Annotated in this window: 17 protein-coding genes; 9 read left to right on the top strand and 8 right to left on the bottom strand. The window is 63.3% G+C overall.

Going from position 1 to position 15,943, the window contains the following annotated elements:
* Positions 1-123: 123 nt before the first annotated feature.
* The 3 genes from budA to MchiMG62_RS04880 form a co-directional block, all read right to left on the bottom strand.
* A complete protein-coding gene (gene budA, locus MchiMG62_RS04890; protein ID WP_221058132.1) occupies positions 124-936 on the bottom strand; it encodes an acetolactate decarboxylase in 813 nt (270 codons plus the stop codon).
* A 10-nt stretch (positions 937-946) separates the two neighbouring features.
* Positions 947-1,381: a nucleoside deaminase gene (locus MchiMG62_RS04885; protein WP_221058651.1), complete on the bottom strand. Its 435-nt coding sequence runs from the start codon at positions 1,379-1,381 to the stop codon at positions 947-949.
* A 155-nt stretch (positions 1,382-1,536) separates the two neighbouring features.
* Positions 1,537-2,079: a HEAT repeat domain-containing protein gene (locus MchiMG62_RS04880; RefSeq protein ID WP_221058131.1), complete on the bottom strand. Its 543-nt coding sequence runs from the start codon at positions 2,077-2,079 to the stop codon at positions 1,537-1,539.
* 101 nt (positions 2,080-2,180) lie between these two features.
* Here MchiMG62_RS04880 and MchiMG62_RS04875 point away from each other — a divergent pair, with 101 nt between their 5' ends.
* Positions 2,181-2,606, top strand: coding sequence for a hypothetical protein (locus MchiMG62_RS04875; RefSeq protein WP_221058130.1), 426 nt, complete (start codon positions 2,181-2,183; stop codon positions 2,604-2,606).
* Between the two features lie 10 nt (positions 2,607-2,616).
* Here MchiMG62_RS04875 and nadC read toward each other — a convergent pair whose 3' ends face one another.
* Genes nadC through nadX form a run of 3 tightly spaced genes read right to left on the bottom strand, consistent with a single transcriptional unit; the run spans position 2,617 to position 5,135 of the window.
* Positions 2,617-3,471 carry a carboxylating nicotinate-nucleotide diphosphorylase gene (nadC, locus tag MchiMG62_RS04870; RefSeq protein ID WP_221058129.1) on the bottom strand — a complete coding sequence of 285 codons (855 nt, stop codon included), beginning with the start codon at positions 3,469-3,471 and terminating at the stop codon, positions 2,617-2,619.
* A gap of 6 nt (positions 3,472-3,477) precedes the next feature.
* On the bottom strand, positions 3,478-4,374 hold the full coding sequence (gene nadA, locus MchiMG62_RS04865; RefSeq protein ID WP_221058128.1) for a quinolinate synthase NadA: 897 nt from the start codon (positions 4,372-4,374) through the stop codon (positions 3,478-3,480).
* Between the two features lie 2 nt (positions 4,375-4,376).
* A complete protein-coding gene (nadX, locus tag MchiMG62_RS04860) occupies positions 4,377-5,135 on the bottom strand; it encodes an aspartate dehydrogenase (RefSeq protein WP_221058127.1) in 759 nt (252 codons plus the stop codon).
* A 236-nt stretch (positions 5,136-5,371) separates the two neighbouring features.
* Here nadX and MchiMG62_RS04855 point away from each other — a divergent pair, with 236 nt between their 5' ends.
* The 6 genes from MchiMG62_RS04855 (at position 5,372) to MchiMG62_RS04830 (ending at position 10,130) form a co-directional block, all read left to right on the top strand.
* Positions 5,372-6,526, top strand: coding sequence for a tRNA (N(6)-L-threonylcarbamoyladenosine(37)-C(2))-methylthiotransferase (locus MchiMG62_RS04855; RefSeq protein ID WP_244987805.1), 1,155 nt, complete (start codon positions 5,372-5,374; stop codon positions 6,524-6,526).
* A 43-nt stretch (positions 6,527-6,569) separates the two neighbouring features.
* Entirely contained in the window at positions 6,570-7,013 is a 444-nt protein-coding gene (locus MchiMG62_RS04850) for a metal-dependent transcriptional regulator (protein WP_221058126.1), read from the top strand.
* Between the two features lie 132 nt (positions 7,014-7,145).
* Positions 7,146-7,982: a metal ABC transporter solute-binding protein, Zn/Mn family gene (locus MchiMG62_RS04845; RefSeq protein ID WP_244987804.1), complete on the top strand. Its 837-nt coding sequence runs from the start codon at positions 7,146-7,148 to the stop codon at positions 7,980-7,982.
* Positions 7,979-8,743 carry a metal ABC transporter ATP-binding protein gene (locus MchiMG62_RS04840; RefSeq protein ID WP_221058124.1) on the top strand — a complete coding sequence of 255 codons (765 nt, stop codon included), beginning with the start codon at positions 7,979-7,981 and terminating at the stop codon, positions 8,741-8,743. Before MchiMG62_RS04845 ends, MchiMG62_RS04840 begins: the two co-directional genes overlap by 4 nt.
* A gap of 2 nt (positions 8,744-8,745) precedes the next feature.
* Entirely contained in the window at positions 8,746-9,555 is an 810-nt protein-coding gene (locus MchiMG62_RS04835) for a metal ABC transporter permease (RefSeq protein WP_221058123.1), read from the top strand.
* A gap of 50 nt (positions 9,556-9,605) precedes the next feature.
* The gene (locus MchiMG62_RS04830) at positions 9,606-10,130 is read left to right on the top strand and encodes a hypothetical protein (RefSeq protein ID WP_221058122.1); all 525 of its coding nucleotides are present in this window, start codon (positions 9,606-9,608) and stop codon (positions 10,128-10,130) included.
* A 374-nt stretch (positions 10,131-10,504) separates the two neighbouring features.
* Here MchiMG62_RS04830 and MchiMG62_RS04825 read toward each other — a convergent pair whose 3' ends face one another.
* Entirely contained in the window at positions 10,505-10,957 is a 453-nt protein-coding gene (locus MchiMG62_RS04825; RefSeq protein WP_221058121.1) for a hypothetical protein, read from the bottom strand.
* Between the two features lie 160 nt (positions 10,958-11,117).
* Here MchiMG62_RS04825 and serS point away from each other — a divergent pair, with 160 nt between their 5' ends.
* Positions 11,118-12,395 carry a serine--tRNA ligase gene (gene serS / locus MchiMG62_RS04820; protein ID WP_221058120.1) on the top strand — a complete coding sequence of 426 codons (1,278 nt, stop codon included), beginning with the start codon at positions 11,118-11,120 and terminating at the stop codon, positions 12,393-12,395.
* A gap of 45 nt (positions 12,396-12,440) precedes the next feature.
* Here the strand turns inward: serS and MchiMG62_RS04815 are convergent, their stop codons facing one another.
* Entirely contained in the window at positions 12,441-14,501 is a 2,061-nt protein-coding gene (locus MchiMG62_RS04815) for a PAS domain S-box protein (RefSeq protein WP_221058119.1), read from the bottom strand.
* Between the two features lie 201 nt (positions 14,502-14,702).
* Between MchiMG62_RS04815 and MchiMG62_RS04810 the strand changes: the two genes are divergently transcribed.
* A complete protein-coding gene (locus tag MchiMG62_RS04810) occupies positions 14,703-15,926 on the top strand; it encodes a serine hydrolase domain-containing protein (RefSeq protein ID WP_244987803.1) in 1,224 nt (407 codons plus the stop codon).
* Positions 15,927-15,943 lie beyond the last annotated feature (17 nt).

Raw genomic sequence — 15,943 nt, 5'->3', positions numbered from 1 at the left:
TTCACGCTCCGGATGTCCCATCCGTCGCTCTTCGCGTGAGGCCTTTAGCCTTATCCGGCAACAGTTCGTGAGAACCAGAACTCAAGCACCATCAGGTGCGAGGAAAAAAGTAGTCTCTCCGGCTTATTCCACCTGCTCAAGGTCGTCTGAGAGGTCTGCAGAGAGATCAACCGTCAGGAAGTCGCCGCCGGACGGGAGCGCCATGGTGAAGTTCGCCGTGGTGTCGACCTGCACGGTGCCCTCCGCCAGGGTCATATCGAGCACGTGACCGCCGGCGGCGCGATCGCCGGTGATGAAGTGAAGGTGGTAGCCGGGGACGTTGACACCTTCTGCCAGTGCCGGCGTCCAGAACCCGATTGCGGTTCCGGTGACGTTCTCGAGCGTAAAGACCGTCTGATTTGCCGTCACGTCGATGAGCCGCGGATAAGGCTTCTCCTGGGCGGGCACGCTCCGGGTTACCACGTGCGGGAAGGTGCCGTCCACCCTGATCGCGTAGAAGAGGTTCTCTGAAGGAAATTTCGCCTCCACGCGGCTCTGGAGAGCGGTCAGATTCATCGGCTCGTCGACCGCGACCGTGATCTCCGGATCAAAGAAGGTCGCGGCCGCAAACGGCGTCGTCGCGCTTCCGGAAGCCAGGTAGGGCCGTCCGTCGACCCGGATCAGGTACCACTCGCCGTCGATGCCGATCAGTTCCCCGTCGAGCCGGTCGCCGCACCCGATCCCGAAGTCACCGTGCCTCGCGAGTTCGTCAAACGCCATGCTGCCGTCGTAGGTGCCCTGGAGGAGCGCATCGATGGTCGAGACCTGAAAGAGCGTATCCCTATCTTCGCACGCGGGGACGGCCGGGAGAGGAGCGGCCGCAAGGCCGATCCAGACCCCGGCGAGGAGGAAGGCGACGGCAACGACCGCGTAACGGAGCAATCTGTCCCCACCCATAAGAACCGCCTCACAACTCCCCGATATCCTCATCCCAGAGATCGGGATGCTGCTCGATGAACGCGCCCATCATCTCCTTGCAGACGTCGAGATCCAGATCGAGCACCTCGACCCCGTGCGACTCGAGGAACTCCCGCGCTCCCGCGAAATTTACCGACTCCCCCGCCACGACCTTCCCGATCCCGAACTGGACGACCGCTCCCGCACAGAGGTAGCAGGGCATCAGCGTGGAGTAGAGCGTGCAATCTGCGTAGTTACCAATCCTCCCGGCGTTCCTCAGGCAGTCAATCTCGGCGTGGAGTACGGGATCGTCAGCCTGGACCCGGCGGTTCCGGCCGCGCCCGATGATCCGGCCGTCGCGCACCAGCACCGACCCGATGGGTATTCCGCCTTCACGCAGGCCCGCTTCCGCTTCTTCGACGGCGCATTTCATGAATATGTCCATATCCATCTCTTCCCGGGCGCACAATTGCATAATACATCGATTGCAACACCCTATCAGATATAAAAAGACGTTTCTGGATTATAAACGCATACGGGACAAGAACGGCAGCCCGGGGGACTGACGGCGAAGTATCGGGACTGAGAGCCGCACCTTCTTCAGACGCTCGGGATCTCCCGCTCGGTTCCGATCTCATCGAGCGCCAGCCGGCCGGCAATCCTGACGTCGCGATCGGCATCCCCGAGGAGGCGCAACAGTGGTTCCCGCGCCCGCGGGTTGCCTATCCGGCCGAGCGCCCAGGCCGCCATCCTCCTGACCCGGGGTTTCGTGTCGTCAAGCAGCCGGATCAACGGCTCGACCGCCCGGGGATCGCCGATCTCCCCGAGCGCCCAGGCTGCCCCCATCCGAACCCAGGGGCTGTCGTCTTCCAGGCTCCGTATCAGCGGGAGGACGGGTTCGCGCCCATCGAGGAGCCCGAGCGCCTTCGCCGCCTTCCACCGGACATCGACGTATTCGTCCTCCAGCGCCTCGATGAGCGGCCTTACCGCGCGACTGTCGCCGAGTTCCCCGAGCGCGTCGGCAGCCCGCCACCGCTCGTTGAGATTCCCGGACGCAAGCATCGAGAGGTACCTGTGGAGTTTCTTCTCCCTCTCAAGGCCTTCGGTCTCTCTCTCCGGCACCGGCGGATCCCTCCCTGCCATGGGCCACCTCACGCCCATCTGGGGTCGGCCGGGTATAAGGTTTTGCCCGGAAGATACGCACAGGGGGTGCATTTTTCTCCTCTCCCTGCCTTCACCATAGTATGGAGAGTCCGACGGTTACACCGGAGGGTACAGCATTTCCCCCGGATCTGGAACGTCTCGGCATCGTTGCCGGAGCGAAGATCGATATCAGAGATCTCGATGCGATGGGTCGCCGCCACAACTTCCATGTCTTTCTCTACTTCGAGGAGGATCTAGCCAGAGACTCCACGCTCCGGGAAGACCTGCAGGAATACCGCGACGTTCCCGACCTGGACCGCCCGTTCGTCAACCTGAATGCGTTCCTCCGGTTCGCCGCCGAGCAGGACCCCCTCTTCACCCGGCGCCTGGACGAACTTCCGCTGGTCATCGAGGTCACGGCCTACGGGGAACTCAGGACAGAGGAGGGCAAACTCATGCCGTACGTCAAAGGGCTGATGCCGTTTCTGGACGAACTCACGATGGAGGATTCCGGGATCGCATCCTGAACCCTCTCTTTTACGGAAGCCTGACGGTGCCCGCGCCCTTCAGGATATCCAGGCTCACGTCGAAGTTCCTGACCGTATGGGTGAGGGCACCCATGCTGATGATATCGATCCCGGTCGCGGCATACCCGGCAAGATCGTCGCCGGCGACGCCCCCCGAGACCTCGAGGGTGACCTGCTCCCGGAGACCACGGGCGGCCAGCGCCCCGACCGTCTCCCGGACGGCATCCGGCGCCATGTTGTCGAGAAGGACGATGTCGGCACCGGCAAGTGCCGCCTCGACGGCGTCCCGTGACGTCTCGACCTCCACCTCGACCGCCCGGTAGCGGCTCCGCCCCTTTGCCTTTCGGATCGCCTCCGAAAGCGGCACCAGTGCGAGGTGGTTATCCTTGATCAGGACCATATCCGAGAGGCAGTAGCGGTGCGGGTCGCCCCCGCCGAGAACCACCGCCTTCTTATCGAGCATCCGGAGTCCCGGGGCGGTCTTCCGCGTCGCGGCAACCCGGATGTCGGGGGAGACCGCCCGGACGGCCTCGACCGCCTCCCGGGTCCGGGTTGCAATCCCGCTCATCCGCCCGATGATGTTGAGCGCCGTCCGCTCCAGGAGAAGGATCGGCCTCGCGCGGCCCTCGAGTTCGAGGAGAACCGCTCCGGGAGCAACCGACCTGCCGTCAGGGATACGCTGACGCACCTCGATCCCGAAATGCTCGAAGAGCGCCCGTGCCTCCTCGATGCCGGCGACGGTCCCCGTATCCTTCGCCCGGATCACCGCCCGGCAGGCGACGTCGGGGACGACCGCTTCGGAGGTGACGTCGCCCCACGGCGCATCCTCCCGGACAAAACGGAGCAGGTCCTCGATCGGAATCATCCGTACTCACGCCCCGACGGCGATCATCCGCTCGATCGCCCGCCGTGCCCGGTCCATGACCTCCGGGGGGAGGACGACTTCGTGCTCCCCGGACTCGAGCGCCCGGCGGAGGTCTTCAAGAGAGATCTTCTTCATATCCGCGCAGACGGCCTCCGGCTTCTCGTAAAAGATCCTTCCGGGATAGAGCACCCGCAGACGGGAGGCCATCTCCCGCTCGGTGAAGACCCACCAGGGCTCCTCCCCGCCGGCGGCTGCGCCGCGGACCATGCCCCCCGTGGAGGCTATCAGGTCGGCCTGCATCTGAACCTCCGGCGGGCATTCGGGGTGGCAGACGATTGTGCCGCCTTTCTTCCGGGCAGCCTCGACGTCGGCAAGGGTGAACCCCGTATGGACGTAGCAGTGGCCGCCGGGAGGCAGGGGAATAATCGTCTTTTCGGGGAGTTCCCGCTGGACGTACGCCGCGAGGTTTGCGTCCGGCCCGAAGAGGATCGTGTCATTCGGCAGGGACGCTACGACACGAACCGCGTTTGCCGAGGTGCAGGTGATGTCGGCGAGCGCCTTGCTCTCCGCCGTGCTGTTGACGTAGACCACCACGGCCGCGTCGGGGTGCCGCCGGCGCGCCTCCCGGATCATATCCGGGGTCAGGAAGTCGGCAAGCGGGCATCCGGCGTCCTCAACCGGGATGACCACCTTCCGAGCTGAGTTGAGGATCTTTGCCGTCTCGGCCATAAACCGGACACCGCAGACGACGATCAGGTCCGCCGCAGTCTCCTTCGCCTTCACCGCAAGCTCGAGGCTGTCGCCCACCACGTCGGCGAGCGCCTGGATCTCAGGAGGCTGGTAGTTATGCGCCATGATTACTGCGTTCTTCTCGGCCTTGAGCGCACGAATCTCCTTTTCCATTGTTACGTACCCACCACCAGAGGGTTCTCGAGGTTCTTTAAGAGCGTCAGGATGGAGAGGGCCGCCATATAGCTCGTCGCAGGGTTATCGGGGCTCGGGACGTTCCTGACCCGGACGTAGATGTCCCCGAAGTCCCCCTCGACGAATATCTCGTGGATGTTCCTCTCCGCCGCAGGGTCGACCCAGAGTTCCACGTCGGCATCCCTGCCGGCGGCGAGTCCCAACGCTACCGCGACGTTGATATTTTTAGGGTATTGCTTTATACAGTCGTGCGCCAGCCCCTTAAATATCTCTGTCCGGGCTTCGGCGGTCATCCCGAGCGACGCGGGAGGTTTCGTCGTCCGCAGGAGGAGGCGGCTCGGCGGCGAGACCTGCCCGATCTTGAGGTTGTCGAGTCCGATGATGGCGCCGCTCGGGATGCGGATCTTCTTTCCCGCCTCCCGTGCAACCTCGACAAGGTGCTCGCGGAACTCGTCGTCCGCAAGAGCCCCCCCGGAGAGGACGATGATGTCCCGTCCCGACCGGAGAACCGCCTCGCCGTATATCCTGACGGCGTCGACCGAGGCGGCCTCTACGACGATCGAGAAGTCTTCCCGCATAAAGGCGTCGAAGTCCGTGTATGGCCGGGCATGGCAGAGCGCCGCCAGTTCCTCCGCCCGCCCGGGGAGGATATCGAAGACGGCGGCGACCCGGATGCTCTCGGCGTGTGTGGCGATGATATGCCCGACGTTGCCGCATCCCAGCAACCCTATTTTAATCATCGAATAAAGAAGTTGTAATGTCAGCGGTTAAGTATTGTGCTCGGCACGGAACCGGTCGAAAGAGGAGCAAACTATCCTCCGACCGATAGAGGCAACCGGACCGCCGGGAGCCCGGGCCGGCCGCCGACCGCGCGCAAGGAGAGTCGATCGCCATCACGTTTGAGGAACTGCGGGGAAGACGGATCTACATCGAGACCTACGGGTGCACCTACAACCATGCCGACACACAGAGGCTCGTGGCGATACTGGAAGGTTTCGGCTGCACGCTGACCGAACGGCCGAAGGAGGCGGATGCCGTCATCGTCAACACCTGCACGGTGATCGGCGCGACCGAACGTAAGATGCTCCGGCGCCTCGCTCTATTCGCCGACCGCGACCTCTACGTGACCGGGTGCATGCCGGTTGTCCAGATGGATAAGATTCGTTCGGTCTGCACGCCGCACGTCATCTATCCTGACGAGATCCGTGAGCGAGCCGCCGGCGTCGGCACCCGGGGGCCGGGGGCGACCGGCGTGGTGCAGGTGGCGAGCGGATGCGTCGGCCGGTGCAGTTACTGCATCACCCGGTTCGCCCGGGGACGGCTCGCAAGTGCGCCTGCAGAGGATATACTCGATGCCGTCCGGGCTCTCGTCGCCTCGGGCGCCTATGAGATCCAGCTGACCGGGCAGGACGTGGCCGCATGGGGGCTTGAGCGGGGTGAGTTGCTCCCCGATCTTCTGCAGGAGATAGCAAAGATCCCCGGAAGGTTCGCCGTCAGGCCGGGGATGATGCACCCGGCTACGGTGCTCGGGATCCTCGATCCACTCGTCAGGGCGTACGAGAGCGAAAAGATCTTCCGGTTCCTCCACCTCCCCGTCCAGTCGGGCTCCGATACCGTCCTCGACCGGATGCAGCGCGGCTACGCTGCGGCCGACGTCGTCCGGATCGTCGATACGTTCCGGGACTGCTACCCGGATATGATGATCTCCTCCGACTTCATCACCGGGTTTCCCGGGGAGACGGACGAAGAGTTTTCACAGACGCTCGAACTCCTCCGGAGAGCGGCGTTCGTGAAGGTGAATATCACCCGCTACTCCCGGCGGCCCGGAACGCCCGCCGCGGCCCTAAAAGACCTCCCCGAGCGGATACGCAAAGACCGCTCCCGGGCGCTGCTTGCCGAAGCAAACCGGATCTACGACTCCTACAATGAGCGCTGGATCGGGCGGGAGACAGCGATCGTTGCGACCGAGAAGAACGCGCCGGGATCGACCGTCTGCCGAAATCCCTGCTACCTCAACGTCGTCGTAGAAGAGGATCTGCCGTTCGGATTCACCGGGAGGGCGGTGATAACCAAAAACCGCCGGCACTACGTCACCGCCGAACTGATTCCTTCCGACGACGAGAAGGTTTAGCCGCGGCGAAACTTTTTCTTTTGATAAGGCGTATCCTCTCTCCATGCAGGGGATCACCGGGCAAGAACTCTCCTCGAAGAAGGCGGAATACCTCAAATACATCCACATGCAGGGCGACGTCGTGAAGACGACCGAGATCGCCGCCCACTTCTCCGTCGCGCCCTCGACGGTGACGAAAGCGCTCACGGAGATTGCAAAAGCGGGATACATCGAGCATACGCCCTACCACGGGGTGAGGCTCACCTCTCGCGGCACAGAGTACGCCCGGTTCCTGATTCGCCGCCACCGGATCGTCGCCCTGGTGCTCAGTCGCCACGGGCTCGAACCCGAAGAAGCCTGCAGGGAAGCGAGGAAGATCGAACAGTGTTTCTCGAAAGACCTCACCGACAGGATGTGCACGTCGCTCGGGCACCCGATGATGAGCGTCTGCGGGGAGATCGAGCACGATCGCCACTGCTGCGGGTCTTTTGGCGGGTACCGCGGGTGACGGCGAAACGCCTTTGTCGTTTGTGCGGGAAAAATTTAGATAGATACCAAATCCGGAGTGAGATCGATGAGGTCGCAGGATAACAACAATACCACTTCTCTATCTCTCGTCGCAGCCGTATTTACAGTCCTTTTGCTGGCAGCAGCCACGGCAGGGTGTACCGGCACCGACCGGCAGAACACCGGAGACGTCGTCGTCGCGGTCACCATACCGCCCGAACAGGAGTTCGTGGAACGGGTGGGGGGCGATCACGTCCGGGTGATCCTGCTGGTGCCGCCGGGGGCCGACCCGCACACCTACGAACCCCCGCCGGGAGTTCTCGCCGACGTCGCAGGGGCAGATATGTATGCCGTGGTCGGCTCGGGGATCGAGTTCGAACTCGCCTGGCGGGAGAAGATCGCCGCCCTGAACCCCGAGATGCTGGTCGTCGACTGTTCGCGCGGCGTCGACCTGATCACGGCCGGTGACGGCGAGCACGCGGGGGCCGACCCCCACATCTGGACATCCCCCAAGAACGCGAAGATCATGGTCGGGAACATCCGCGATGGGCTCATTGCGGTCGACCCGGCAAACGCCGAAGACTACCGCCGGAACGCCGATGCCTATCTCGGGGAACTCGACGCCCTTGACACGGAGATCGCCGGTGCGCTTGCCGCATCGGGGGTGAAGACGGTCATGGTCTACCACTCGTCGTGGGCCTACCTCGCCCGGGACTACGGCTTTACCGAGGTTCCGATCGAGAGCGAGGGAAAGGAGCCCTCGCCGCAGAGGATAGAGCACCTCATCAAGCAGGCGGAGGAGGAGAAGATCCGAGTGATATTCGCGTCGCCCGAGCATTCCACCCGGAGCGCCGAGGTGATCGCGGACGCGATCGGGGGCACCGTGGTGACGGTGAGCCCGCTCGCGAAGGACTACCTCGCGAACATGCGGCACGTGGCCTCGGCGTTTGCGGAGAGCAACAGACCATGACCGCACCCGTGATCGAGGTCGAGGACGTCCGGGTCAGGCTGCGCGGCCATACCGTCCTCGAAGACGTGAACCTCGCCGTCTACCCGGACGACTTCTACGCGATCATCGGGCCGAACGGCGGCGGGAAGACGACGCTTCTCAAGGTGATTCTCGGTCTCCTCCAACCCTCCCGCGGCACGGTCAGGATCCTCGGCGGCACGGGGGCGGCGGCGAGGAGGGATCTCGGCTACGTCCCGCAGTTCCGGACGTTCGACTTCGAGTATCCCATCACCGTGCGGGAGATGGTTCTCTCCGGCCGCCTCGGTCACATCACCCGAATCCCGCGGCGTTACGGGGCCGAAGACCACGCCCGGACGGAGGAGGCGCTCGAGACGATGGGCATCGCCGGTCTCGCCGACCGGCAGATCCGGGATCTCTCCGGCGGGGAGCAGCAGCGGGCGATCATTGCCCGGGCGCTCGTCGGCGACCCGAAGGTGCTGCTCCTCGACGAACCGACGGTCTACGTGGACGCGCCGACGGCGGCGCAGTTCTACAGCATCCTTGACGGGCTCCGCGAACGGATGGCGATCGTCCTCGTGACCCACGACATCGGGGTGATCCCGGAGCATGTGACCCGGGTCGCCTGCTTAAACAGGCGCCTCTATACGCACGACACAAACGAGATCACGCCGGATATGCTTGAAGCCGCATACCACTGCCCGGTCGATCTCATCGCCCACGGGGTTCCGCACCGGGTCTTTTCAGAGCACCGGGAGGAGTGAGCATGTTCGAGGTGCTCGGGTTCGAGTTCTTCAGGAACGCCCTCATCGCCGGGGTGCTCGCGAGCGTGGCCTGCGGCATCATCGGGACCTACGTCGTGGTGCGGCGGATGGTCTCGGTCAGCGGCGGCATATCGCACGCGGCCTTCGGCGGGATCGGCCTCGGCTACTTCTTCGGGATAGACCCGCTCCTCGGCGCAGCCGGATTCACCGTGGCGACGGCGCTCGGGATGGGCGCGCTCCAGCTCCGGGCCCGGCAGCAGATGGACACCATCATCGGTGCGGTCTGGGCGGCGGGGATGGCCGTCGGGATCCTCTTCGTCTACCTGACACCGGGATTCGCCCCCGACCTCTTCTCCTACCTCTTCGGGAACATCCTCCTCGTGCCGCGGGGAGACATCCTGCTGATGGGGGTGCTCGTCGCCATCATCGTCGCCGTCGTGGCCCTCCTCTACCGGGAGCTCCAGGCGGTCACCTTCGACCCGGACTACGCGAGGGTCCTGAACCTCCCGGTCGAGCGGCTTTCGCTCCTCCTCCTCGTGCTGATTGCGCTCACGGTGGTGATGCTGATCCGGGTGGTGGGGATCATCCTGGTGATCGCGCTCCTGACACTCCCGGCGGCGATCAGCCGCCTCTACACCACCCGGATCCGGAGCATGATGATCCTCGCCGTCGCCCTCGGCATCGTCTTCACCCTGGCGGGGATAGGGCTCTCCTACCTTCTCGACGTCCCCTCGGGTGCGACGATCATCCTCGTGAGCACGCTCGCGTATGCGGGCGCCCTCGGGGCCGAGCGCCTCCGGCAGGGCGACTAGCGGGACAAACCGGTGCGCTTATGCCGGCATACGCAAGAGGTGAGTGAGCAATGGATCCGATCATCGAAGAGGGATACGCCCGCCTCCTCGAAACCCTTGAGGACCTGCAGGCGAAGAAGGAAGAATCGGCCTCGGAACTCCGGGGCAGCATGGGAGCCCTCCTTGCGCGGATGGCTGCCGATACGGCGCCGGTCGTGAAGCAGATCGGGCTCGAGATGCTCCGGCGCGCAAAGAGGGAGGCGTCAGGGGAACTCTACGACCAGGAGTTCTACGAGAAGAAGATGATCGTTCTCGGGAAGGGCGACCCGCTCCCCTACCGCCCCGACGACCCGAGCATGCCCGTCGATGCCCAGATCTGCGTCCTCGACGAGGACGGGGCCTTCCACGAACTGATGTACACCAACATCGAGATCCGGACGGACTCCTACCTCGCATCGCTCGCGCCGGAGGAGGCGTTCGACATCTACGGCTACGAACTCGTCTTCATGCTCTACAGGGCGCTCTACGAGTACGCAGAGAAAGACGAGGAACTGACGGCCGCGCTCGCGCGGACGCTCGAGTATCTCGCCTCCTGAAAATCATTTTTTTTGAAAGCGCCCCGGATGTCGAGGAGATCCAGGTTTAGCGGGCCGCCCCGGGGATTTGATCGCTGCATGCGTGTTACCCCCATAGAAGGACAGGCAGGACTCGATCAAAAGCCCGGTGCAATTGGACCATGGGAGAATCGCCTTGGGAGGGGGAGGGTTGCAGGGAGGGGGACCCCCCCCTGTCCCCTCCCCCCGTGGCGATACCCAATGGGAATCCGTGCACGGGTTCGTGGTGCCCCTATGAGCAATCGGCGGGACACCCCGAGGCTTCGGCAGGCTTTGGCACCCGCAGGACATAGTGGGGCGACCGGCAGAGGCAGGCCACCGTTATCAACACGCTGCCCTCCCCGCCACCCAACCCCTCACCGGCGCCCGAAGATGGGGATGAGCGGTTCGGTAGGATCGCGCCCGGCCCCGAGCGCCGTGATCGAATATGAGCGCCGGAACTCCCGGCCTTCGGCATTCTCGTAGGTGACGACCGCTTTTGCCTCCGAGACCATCGACGCCAGGCTGAACCGGGACTTCTCGTCCGGGTCGAGCGAGGCGACCTCGAACTCGATGTCGAGCGGGACGAGTGCGACATGGATCTTCTGCGCCCTCGCAGTCCCGGTATTGATGACGGTGATCTCCCGCGCATTCTCCGAGAGCTCCGCGATGACGAGCGGGTAGTTCGCCGTATCTCCCATGATATGGAAACTCATCAGGAGAACGATCACGAAGACGAGTGCGATGAGGGCGAAGATGGGCTCGATGAAGAGCAGTCCGAGCGTGATGAGGGCAGCCGTCGCCAGGACGATCTTCTGGTTCTTTTCCATACCAGATGAGTTGGTTCGCCGGAAATTATAAGAGTAGGTTTCGGACGGGGGCGGCAGGATGCAGTCCGGGCGCTCGGCCCCGGAGTCCCCGGCACCCATCCTGCAGAGGGGCAACACGACCCTATTATACCGTCATGCCGAAGTATGTACGAGAGACAGCATGCTTGAGTTGAAGTTCGTTCGTGCACACCCCGAGATCGTCAGGGCAGACCTCACGAAGAGAGGAGACACCGAGAAACTTGCCTGGGTCGACGAGGTGCTGGAGATGGACCGGAGAGCACGGGAACTCACCGTGGCGATCGGGAGCCTGCGCAACCGCAGAAACGTTATATCCCGCGAGATCAGCCAGGCGAGGAAGGCAGGAGAGGAGATCGAGGGGCTCCTTGCCGAGGCGGCGGGCCTTCCCGCGCGGGTCAACGAGGCCGAGGCGGAATACGATGACCTCACCGAAGCGATAAAGTATCGCCTGATGCGGCTCCCGAACATCCTGCACGAGAGCGTGCCCATCGGTAAGGACGATTCCGAGAACGTCGAGATCCGCCGGTGGGGTGAACCGAACCTTCCCGCGTTCGACTTGAAGAACCACGGCGCGCTCGCCGTCGAGCACGACTGGGCGGACTTCGAGCGCGCGGCGAAGATCGCCGGGTCCGGGTTCTACTTCTTGAAGGGCAGGCTCGCCCTGCTTGATATGGCGCTCCAGCGGTTTGCGATGGACATTCTTGTCGAGCGCGGATACACCCCGATCATCCCTCCCTACATGATGAACCGGGCCGCATACGAGGGCGTGACCGATCTCGCCGACTTCGAGAACGTCATGTACAAGATCGACGGCGAGGACGAGTACCTGATCGCGACGAGCGAGCACCCGATGGCCGCGATGTACAGCGACGAAATCTTCGAGGAGAAGGATCTGCCGCTCCGGCTGGCGGGGTTGAGCCCGTGCTTCCGGCGCGAGATCGGGGCGCACGGGCTCGATACGAAAGGGCTCTTCCGCGTCCACCAGTTCCACAAGGTGGAGCAGTTCATCTACGCCACGCCGGATCAGTCCTGGGATCTCCACGAGGAACTGATGGCGAACGCCGAGGCAGTCTTCCAGAAACTCGGCCTCCCCTACCGGGTCGTCCTGATCTGCACCGGGGATATCGGGACCGTCGCTGCGAAGAAGTACGACCTCGAGGTCTGGATGCCGCGCGAGGAGCGCTACCGCGAAGCGGTCTCCTGCTCCAACTGCACGGCCTACCAGGCGGTCAGGCTGAACATCAAGGTGCGCGATCCGACCGAGTTCACCGAGAAGCGCTACCTGCACACCCTGAACAGCACTGCAATCGCGACCTCCCGCGCGATCCGGGCGATCCTCGAGAACTACCAGAACGAGGACGGTTCGGTCACGATCCCGAAGGCCCTCAGGCCCTACCTCTACGGCGAGGAGACGCTGTAGCGGGACCGGCAACAATCTTTCCGGCAGGTGCAGAACGCCAAACAATTACTTTTTTCGTAACCCGGCTATCTCGCCCACCAGCGTCCTGTAGACCCGGCGCTCCTCGGTGACGTCCTCGTAGGTGACATACTCTGTCCCGTCCGAGAGTTCGACAGGCGAGAAGCGGATCGTCTTCTCCTTCCCGTCCCTGCACCGGACCTGAAACGTCCGCAGCCGGGGCCGGCCGGGGCCGGCCTGCTCCCGGTCGGTCTTCCAGACGGCGATCGCCTTCCGCCGGCAGACGGGATCGGGGAACGCCAGCCGGAACCAGTTCTTTCCGGTGGGGATATCCTCAAGCGTGTACCCGAAGAGGTCGGTGAACGCCCGGTTGAGGTAGGTATAGCGGCCGTCTGAATCGATGATCGCGGCGGCAAACGGCGAAGAGTCGATGACGTCCCGGAACCGCCGCTCACTCCGGAGGAGGTTCCCTCTTGCACGGCGGCGCAACAGAGCGACAGAGGCCTGATTGGCGAACGCCTCAATGACTTCCCGGTTTGCGAGATCACCCGGCCGCGTGAGTTTGATCATTATGCACCCCGAGACACCCTCCCTGCAGGAGAAGTTCCTCCCAAACCCCCTGCCGAGCCCGAGTTCTGTCTCGGCCTGCACACAGTGCTCTTCGGGGATCTGGTGAAAGAAAGTATCGTAGAGTGAAGGGCTCTCAAAGATCCTGTCCGTGGATACGCCAGAGCCCGATAGGAGCATCTCACTGAGAGGGAATGGTATGCCGATAAGTTCAGTCCCGATAACACCCTGCAGGCGTTCAATCTGTTCTCTGTCCCCTACGACCCCCCTGAACCTGATCTCCCGCCGCTCTGCGTCCAGGGTGCAGACAAATATGATGCTGTCGGGAGTGAGATCATGGAGACGGTCTCCGATGTAGTGATAGATGTCGACGGAATCTTCCATCTCGATGAAATCCATCGCAGTCCGGGAGAGGAATAACAGGTTCCGGACCTGCTCCTGTTCGCGCGCGAGGCTCTGCCTGAGTCTGTCGTCGGCGATCTTTCTATCGATTGCAATCGCGGCCTGCCGGACGAATGCCTCTATGAGTCCCCGGTTCGGCAGTTCAGTGCCCGCCTGAATGCTTATCCCGACATCTCCCACGATTCTCCCCCTGGAGACGAGGCCCATCAGGTAGGTGTCGATGCCCCCTGCAGCCTCCTCAACCTGCTGGCAGCTCTCCTCGGGGATCTCCATGTGCATGAGCCTGTAGAGGGGAGGGCCCTTGACAAGTTTCAGGTGACGGATGAGCTCTGCCGTATCAGCTTTCGTGATAGGAAACGCCATCCCCTCCACCTTCATTCCTACGAACTGCTCCGTGACCGCGATGGCAACAGGGTTTCCGACGACGCTTTTTAGAATGAGTATCTGGTCCGACTCATCGATGATGCCGACCCAGACCAGGAATCCCGGAGCAAGAGTGTATAATTCCTGTGCAACGTACTGGTAGATGTCGTCGGTCACATCCATGTCCCTGAAGTCCCGACCAGTCCGAGCGAGGAATTCCATGTCACTGACGTAGCGCTTCCGCTCGGTGATATCCTCAAGGACAAGGGTGCACCCTTTCTCCCCGTCCTCGAAGGTCGTCGGGATCGCCTGCATCTGGTAGAAGAACTCCCCGTCATCCCGCGCGTAGCGGATATCGGCGACCACCTGCTCCCGCTCGAGTCCCTCGATCACCGCGAGTGCTTCCGGAGAGGAGACGACGGGGAGGGCGGCCTCCTGGATGGTCCGGCCTATCAGGTCGTCCTTCGACCGCAGGAGGTGCCGGAGGCACTGGTCGTTGACCTGGACGATTCGCTGATCGGCATCCAGGATAATAATGAGATTCTTCGTGAAGCAGAGGAAGGCGGAGATCGGGACGCGCTGGGCGAGGGAGTAGAGTTTCGCGTTGCCGATCTGCCGGACGTCGACCTTGCCGGCAACTTGGAGGATCTCAAGGTGCTTCGAGACCGAGTTCCGGGTGACGCCGAGCTGTTTCGCCACCTCGGTGATGGTCATGCCCTTCGGCCGGAACCGGAGAGCACGAAGGATCCGGTTCGGGAGATCGTGCTCCTCCTGCATGGGAGCGGAGAAGGTACAGCACCATATATACCTTATCCACGCCGGCACCCGGGATAAAACAGCCCGAACACACGGCCTTTCCCCCCGATGTTCCCCTCACAGGTGCCGAGTAACAGCCCGGGACCGACGTCTGCCGGCAGCGATGCACCATACGCCCCTCAAAGGAGATACCATATAACCGAAAAAACCATACGAAAATCTATGCGCCTCTTTCCCTATGCAAAGCCATATATCCTCCTTCTCATCGGCATCACCGTAGCCGCGGCAGTCCTCACCTCCGGGTGCATGCAGAGCACCGGACCCGTGCAGGAAGCGGGCGACGCCTACCGAAACCCCCCGCCCACGGCGGTAGCCTCCGATCTCGAGTCGATCGTCTCGGCCGGGGTTGTGAGCGCCGGCGTCCCCGGCACCCTGATCGAGATCTCGACGCCGGGATGGACCTGGAGCCACGCGGCCGGCAACGCCTCGCTCTCCCCCGCGATGCCGGCGACGCCGGAGATGCGGTTCATCATCGCGAGCGTGACAAAGACCTTCACGAGCGTCGCGGTTCAGCAGCTTGCCGAGGACGGAAAGCTCTCGCTCGACGACCCCATCGACCGCTGGCTCCCGGCGGGCGTGGCGGAGGCGATCCCGGAGAGCAACACAATCACCGTCCGCCACCTCCTCGACCACACGAGCGGGATCGCGGACTACGACGAGAACGCGATCGTCCTCGAAGAGTACATGAACCCCGATACCCCGATCCCCTACCAGGAAGGGATGCGGCAGGGCCTCGATGCAGGCCCCCTCTACCCGCCGGGAACGGGGTACACCTACTCGAACGTGAACTACATCCTTCTCACGCTGATCGTCGACGAGGCGGCCGGCGTCCCCTACGAGGACTACGTCACCCGCAACATCCTCGTCCCGGCGGGGATGAACGATACGTTTGTCCACCGGATCAATCACATCCCCGGGCCGCATATGCGGGCACAGGAAAGCGAAGAAGACGGCACCGTCATGGACTTCAGCGACCTCTACATCCAGTTCGACCGGGGCGCCGGGGATATCGTGAGCACGACGGCCGATCTCAACAGGTTCCACCGTGCACTCCGCTCGGGAGCGCTGATCAGCCCGGCATCGCTTGCGGCGATGGAGAACACCTCCCCGCAGTCTCAGAAGATCGGGTTGGTGCCCGGTCTCGGGGAGTTGAGCGTCGGGTGCGGTTATGGATACTTCACGCAGCAGAACGCATCGGAGGGCCTGACCCTCTACGGCCATACCGGCGGGTACTACGGCTCGTACACGATACTCTACTACTGGGCCGAGAAGGACACCTACATCGCCATGAACAGCAACTCTGCGGCAAAAGCGGGCGCGGTGAATGAGGAGGTCCTCGCCCCGGTCCTCCGGTATCTCAGGGAAGGGACGGCGGCCGGGCAATAGGCCGGCCCGTTCCATAT

This window comes from Methanoculleus chikugoensis, assembly GCF_019669965.1.
GTDB classification, from domain to species: domain Archaea; phylum Halobacteriota; class Methanomicrobia; order Methanomicrobiales; family Methanoculleaceae; genus Methanoculleus; species Methanoculleus chikugoensis.
This window is presented reverse-complemented; position numbering and strand designations above follow the sequence as displayed.

Excerpts from the sequence above, each read along its gene's own strand:
- budA (WP_221058132.1), bottom strand. The coding sequence starts at position 936 with ATGGGTGGGGACAGATTGCTCCGTTACGCGGTCGTTGCCGTCGCCTTC.
- MchiMG62_RS04885 (WP_221058651.1), bottom strand. The coding sequence starts at position 1,381 with ATGGACATATTCATGAAATGCGCCGTCGAAGAAGCGGAAGCGGGCCTG.
- MchiMG62_RS04880 (WP_221058131.1), bottom strand. The coding sequence starts at position 2,079 with ATGGCAGGGAGGGATCCGCCGGTGCCGGAGAGAGAGACCGAAGGCCTT.
- MchiMG62_RS04875 (WP_221058130.1), top strand. The coding sequence starts at position 2,181 with ATGGAGAGTCCGACGGTTACACCGGAGGGTACAGCATTTCCCCCGGAT.
- nadC (WP_221058129.1), bottom strand. The coding sequence starts at position 3,471 with ATGATTCCGATCGAGGACCTGCTCCGTTTTGTCCGGGAGGATGCGCCG.
- nadA (WP_221058128.1), bottom strand. The coding sequence starts at position 4,374 with ATGGAAAAGGAGATTCGTGCGCTCAAGGCCGAGAAGAACGCAGTAATC.
- nadX (WP_221058127.1), bottom strand. The coding sequence starts at position 5,135 with ATGATTAAAATAGGGTTGCTGGGATGCGGCAACGTCGGGCATATCATC.
- MchiMG62_RS04850 (WP_221058126.1), top strand. The coding sequence starts at position 6,570 with ATGCAGGGGATCACCGGGCAAGAACTCTCCTCGAAGAAGGCGGAATAC.
- MchiMG62_RS04840 (WP_221058124.1), top strand. The coding sequence starts at position 7,979 with ATGACCGCACCCGTGATCGAGGTCGAGGACGTCCGGGTCAGGCTGCGC.
- MchiMG62_RS04835 (WP_221058123.1), top strand. The coding sequence starts at position 8,746 with ATGTTCGAGGTGCTCGGGTTCGAGTTCTTCAGGAACGCCCTCATCGCC.
- MchiMG62_RS04830 (WP_221058122.1), top strand. The coding sequence starts at position 9,606 with ATGGATCCGATCATCGAAGAGGGATACGCCCGCCTCCTCGAAACCCTT.
- MchiMG62_RS04825 (WP_221058121.1), bottom strand. The coding sequence starts at position 10,957 with ATGGAAAAGAACCAGAAGATCGTCCTGGCGACGGCTGCCCTCATCACG.
- serS (WP_221058120.1), top strand. The coding sequence starts at position 11,118 with ATGCTTGAGTTGAAGTTCGTTCGTGCACACCCCGAGATCGTCAGGGCA.
- MchiMG62_RS04815 (WP_221058119.1), bottom strand. The coding sequence starts at position 14,501 with ATGCAGGAGGAGCACGATCTCCCGAACCGGATCCTTCGTGCTCTCCGG.
- MchiMG62_RS04810 (WP_244987803.1), top strand. The coding sequence starts at position 14,703 with ATGCGCCTCTTTCCCTATGCAAAGCCATATATCCTCCTTCTCATCGGC.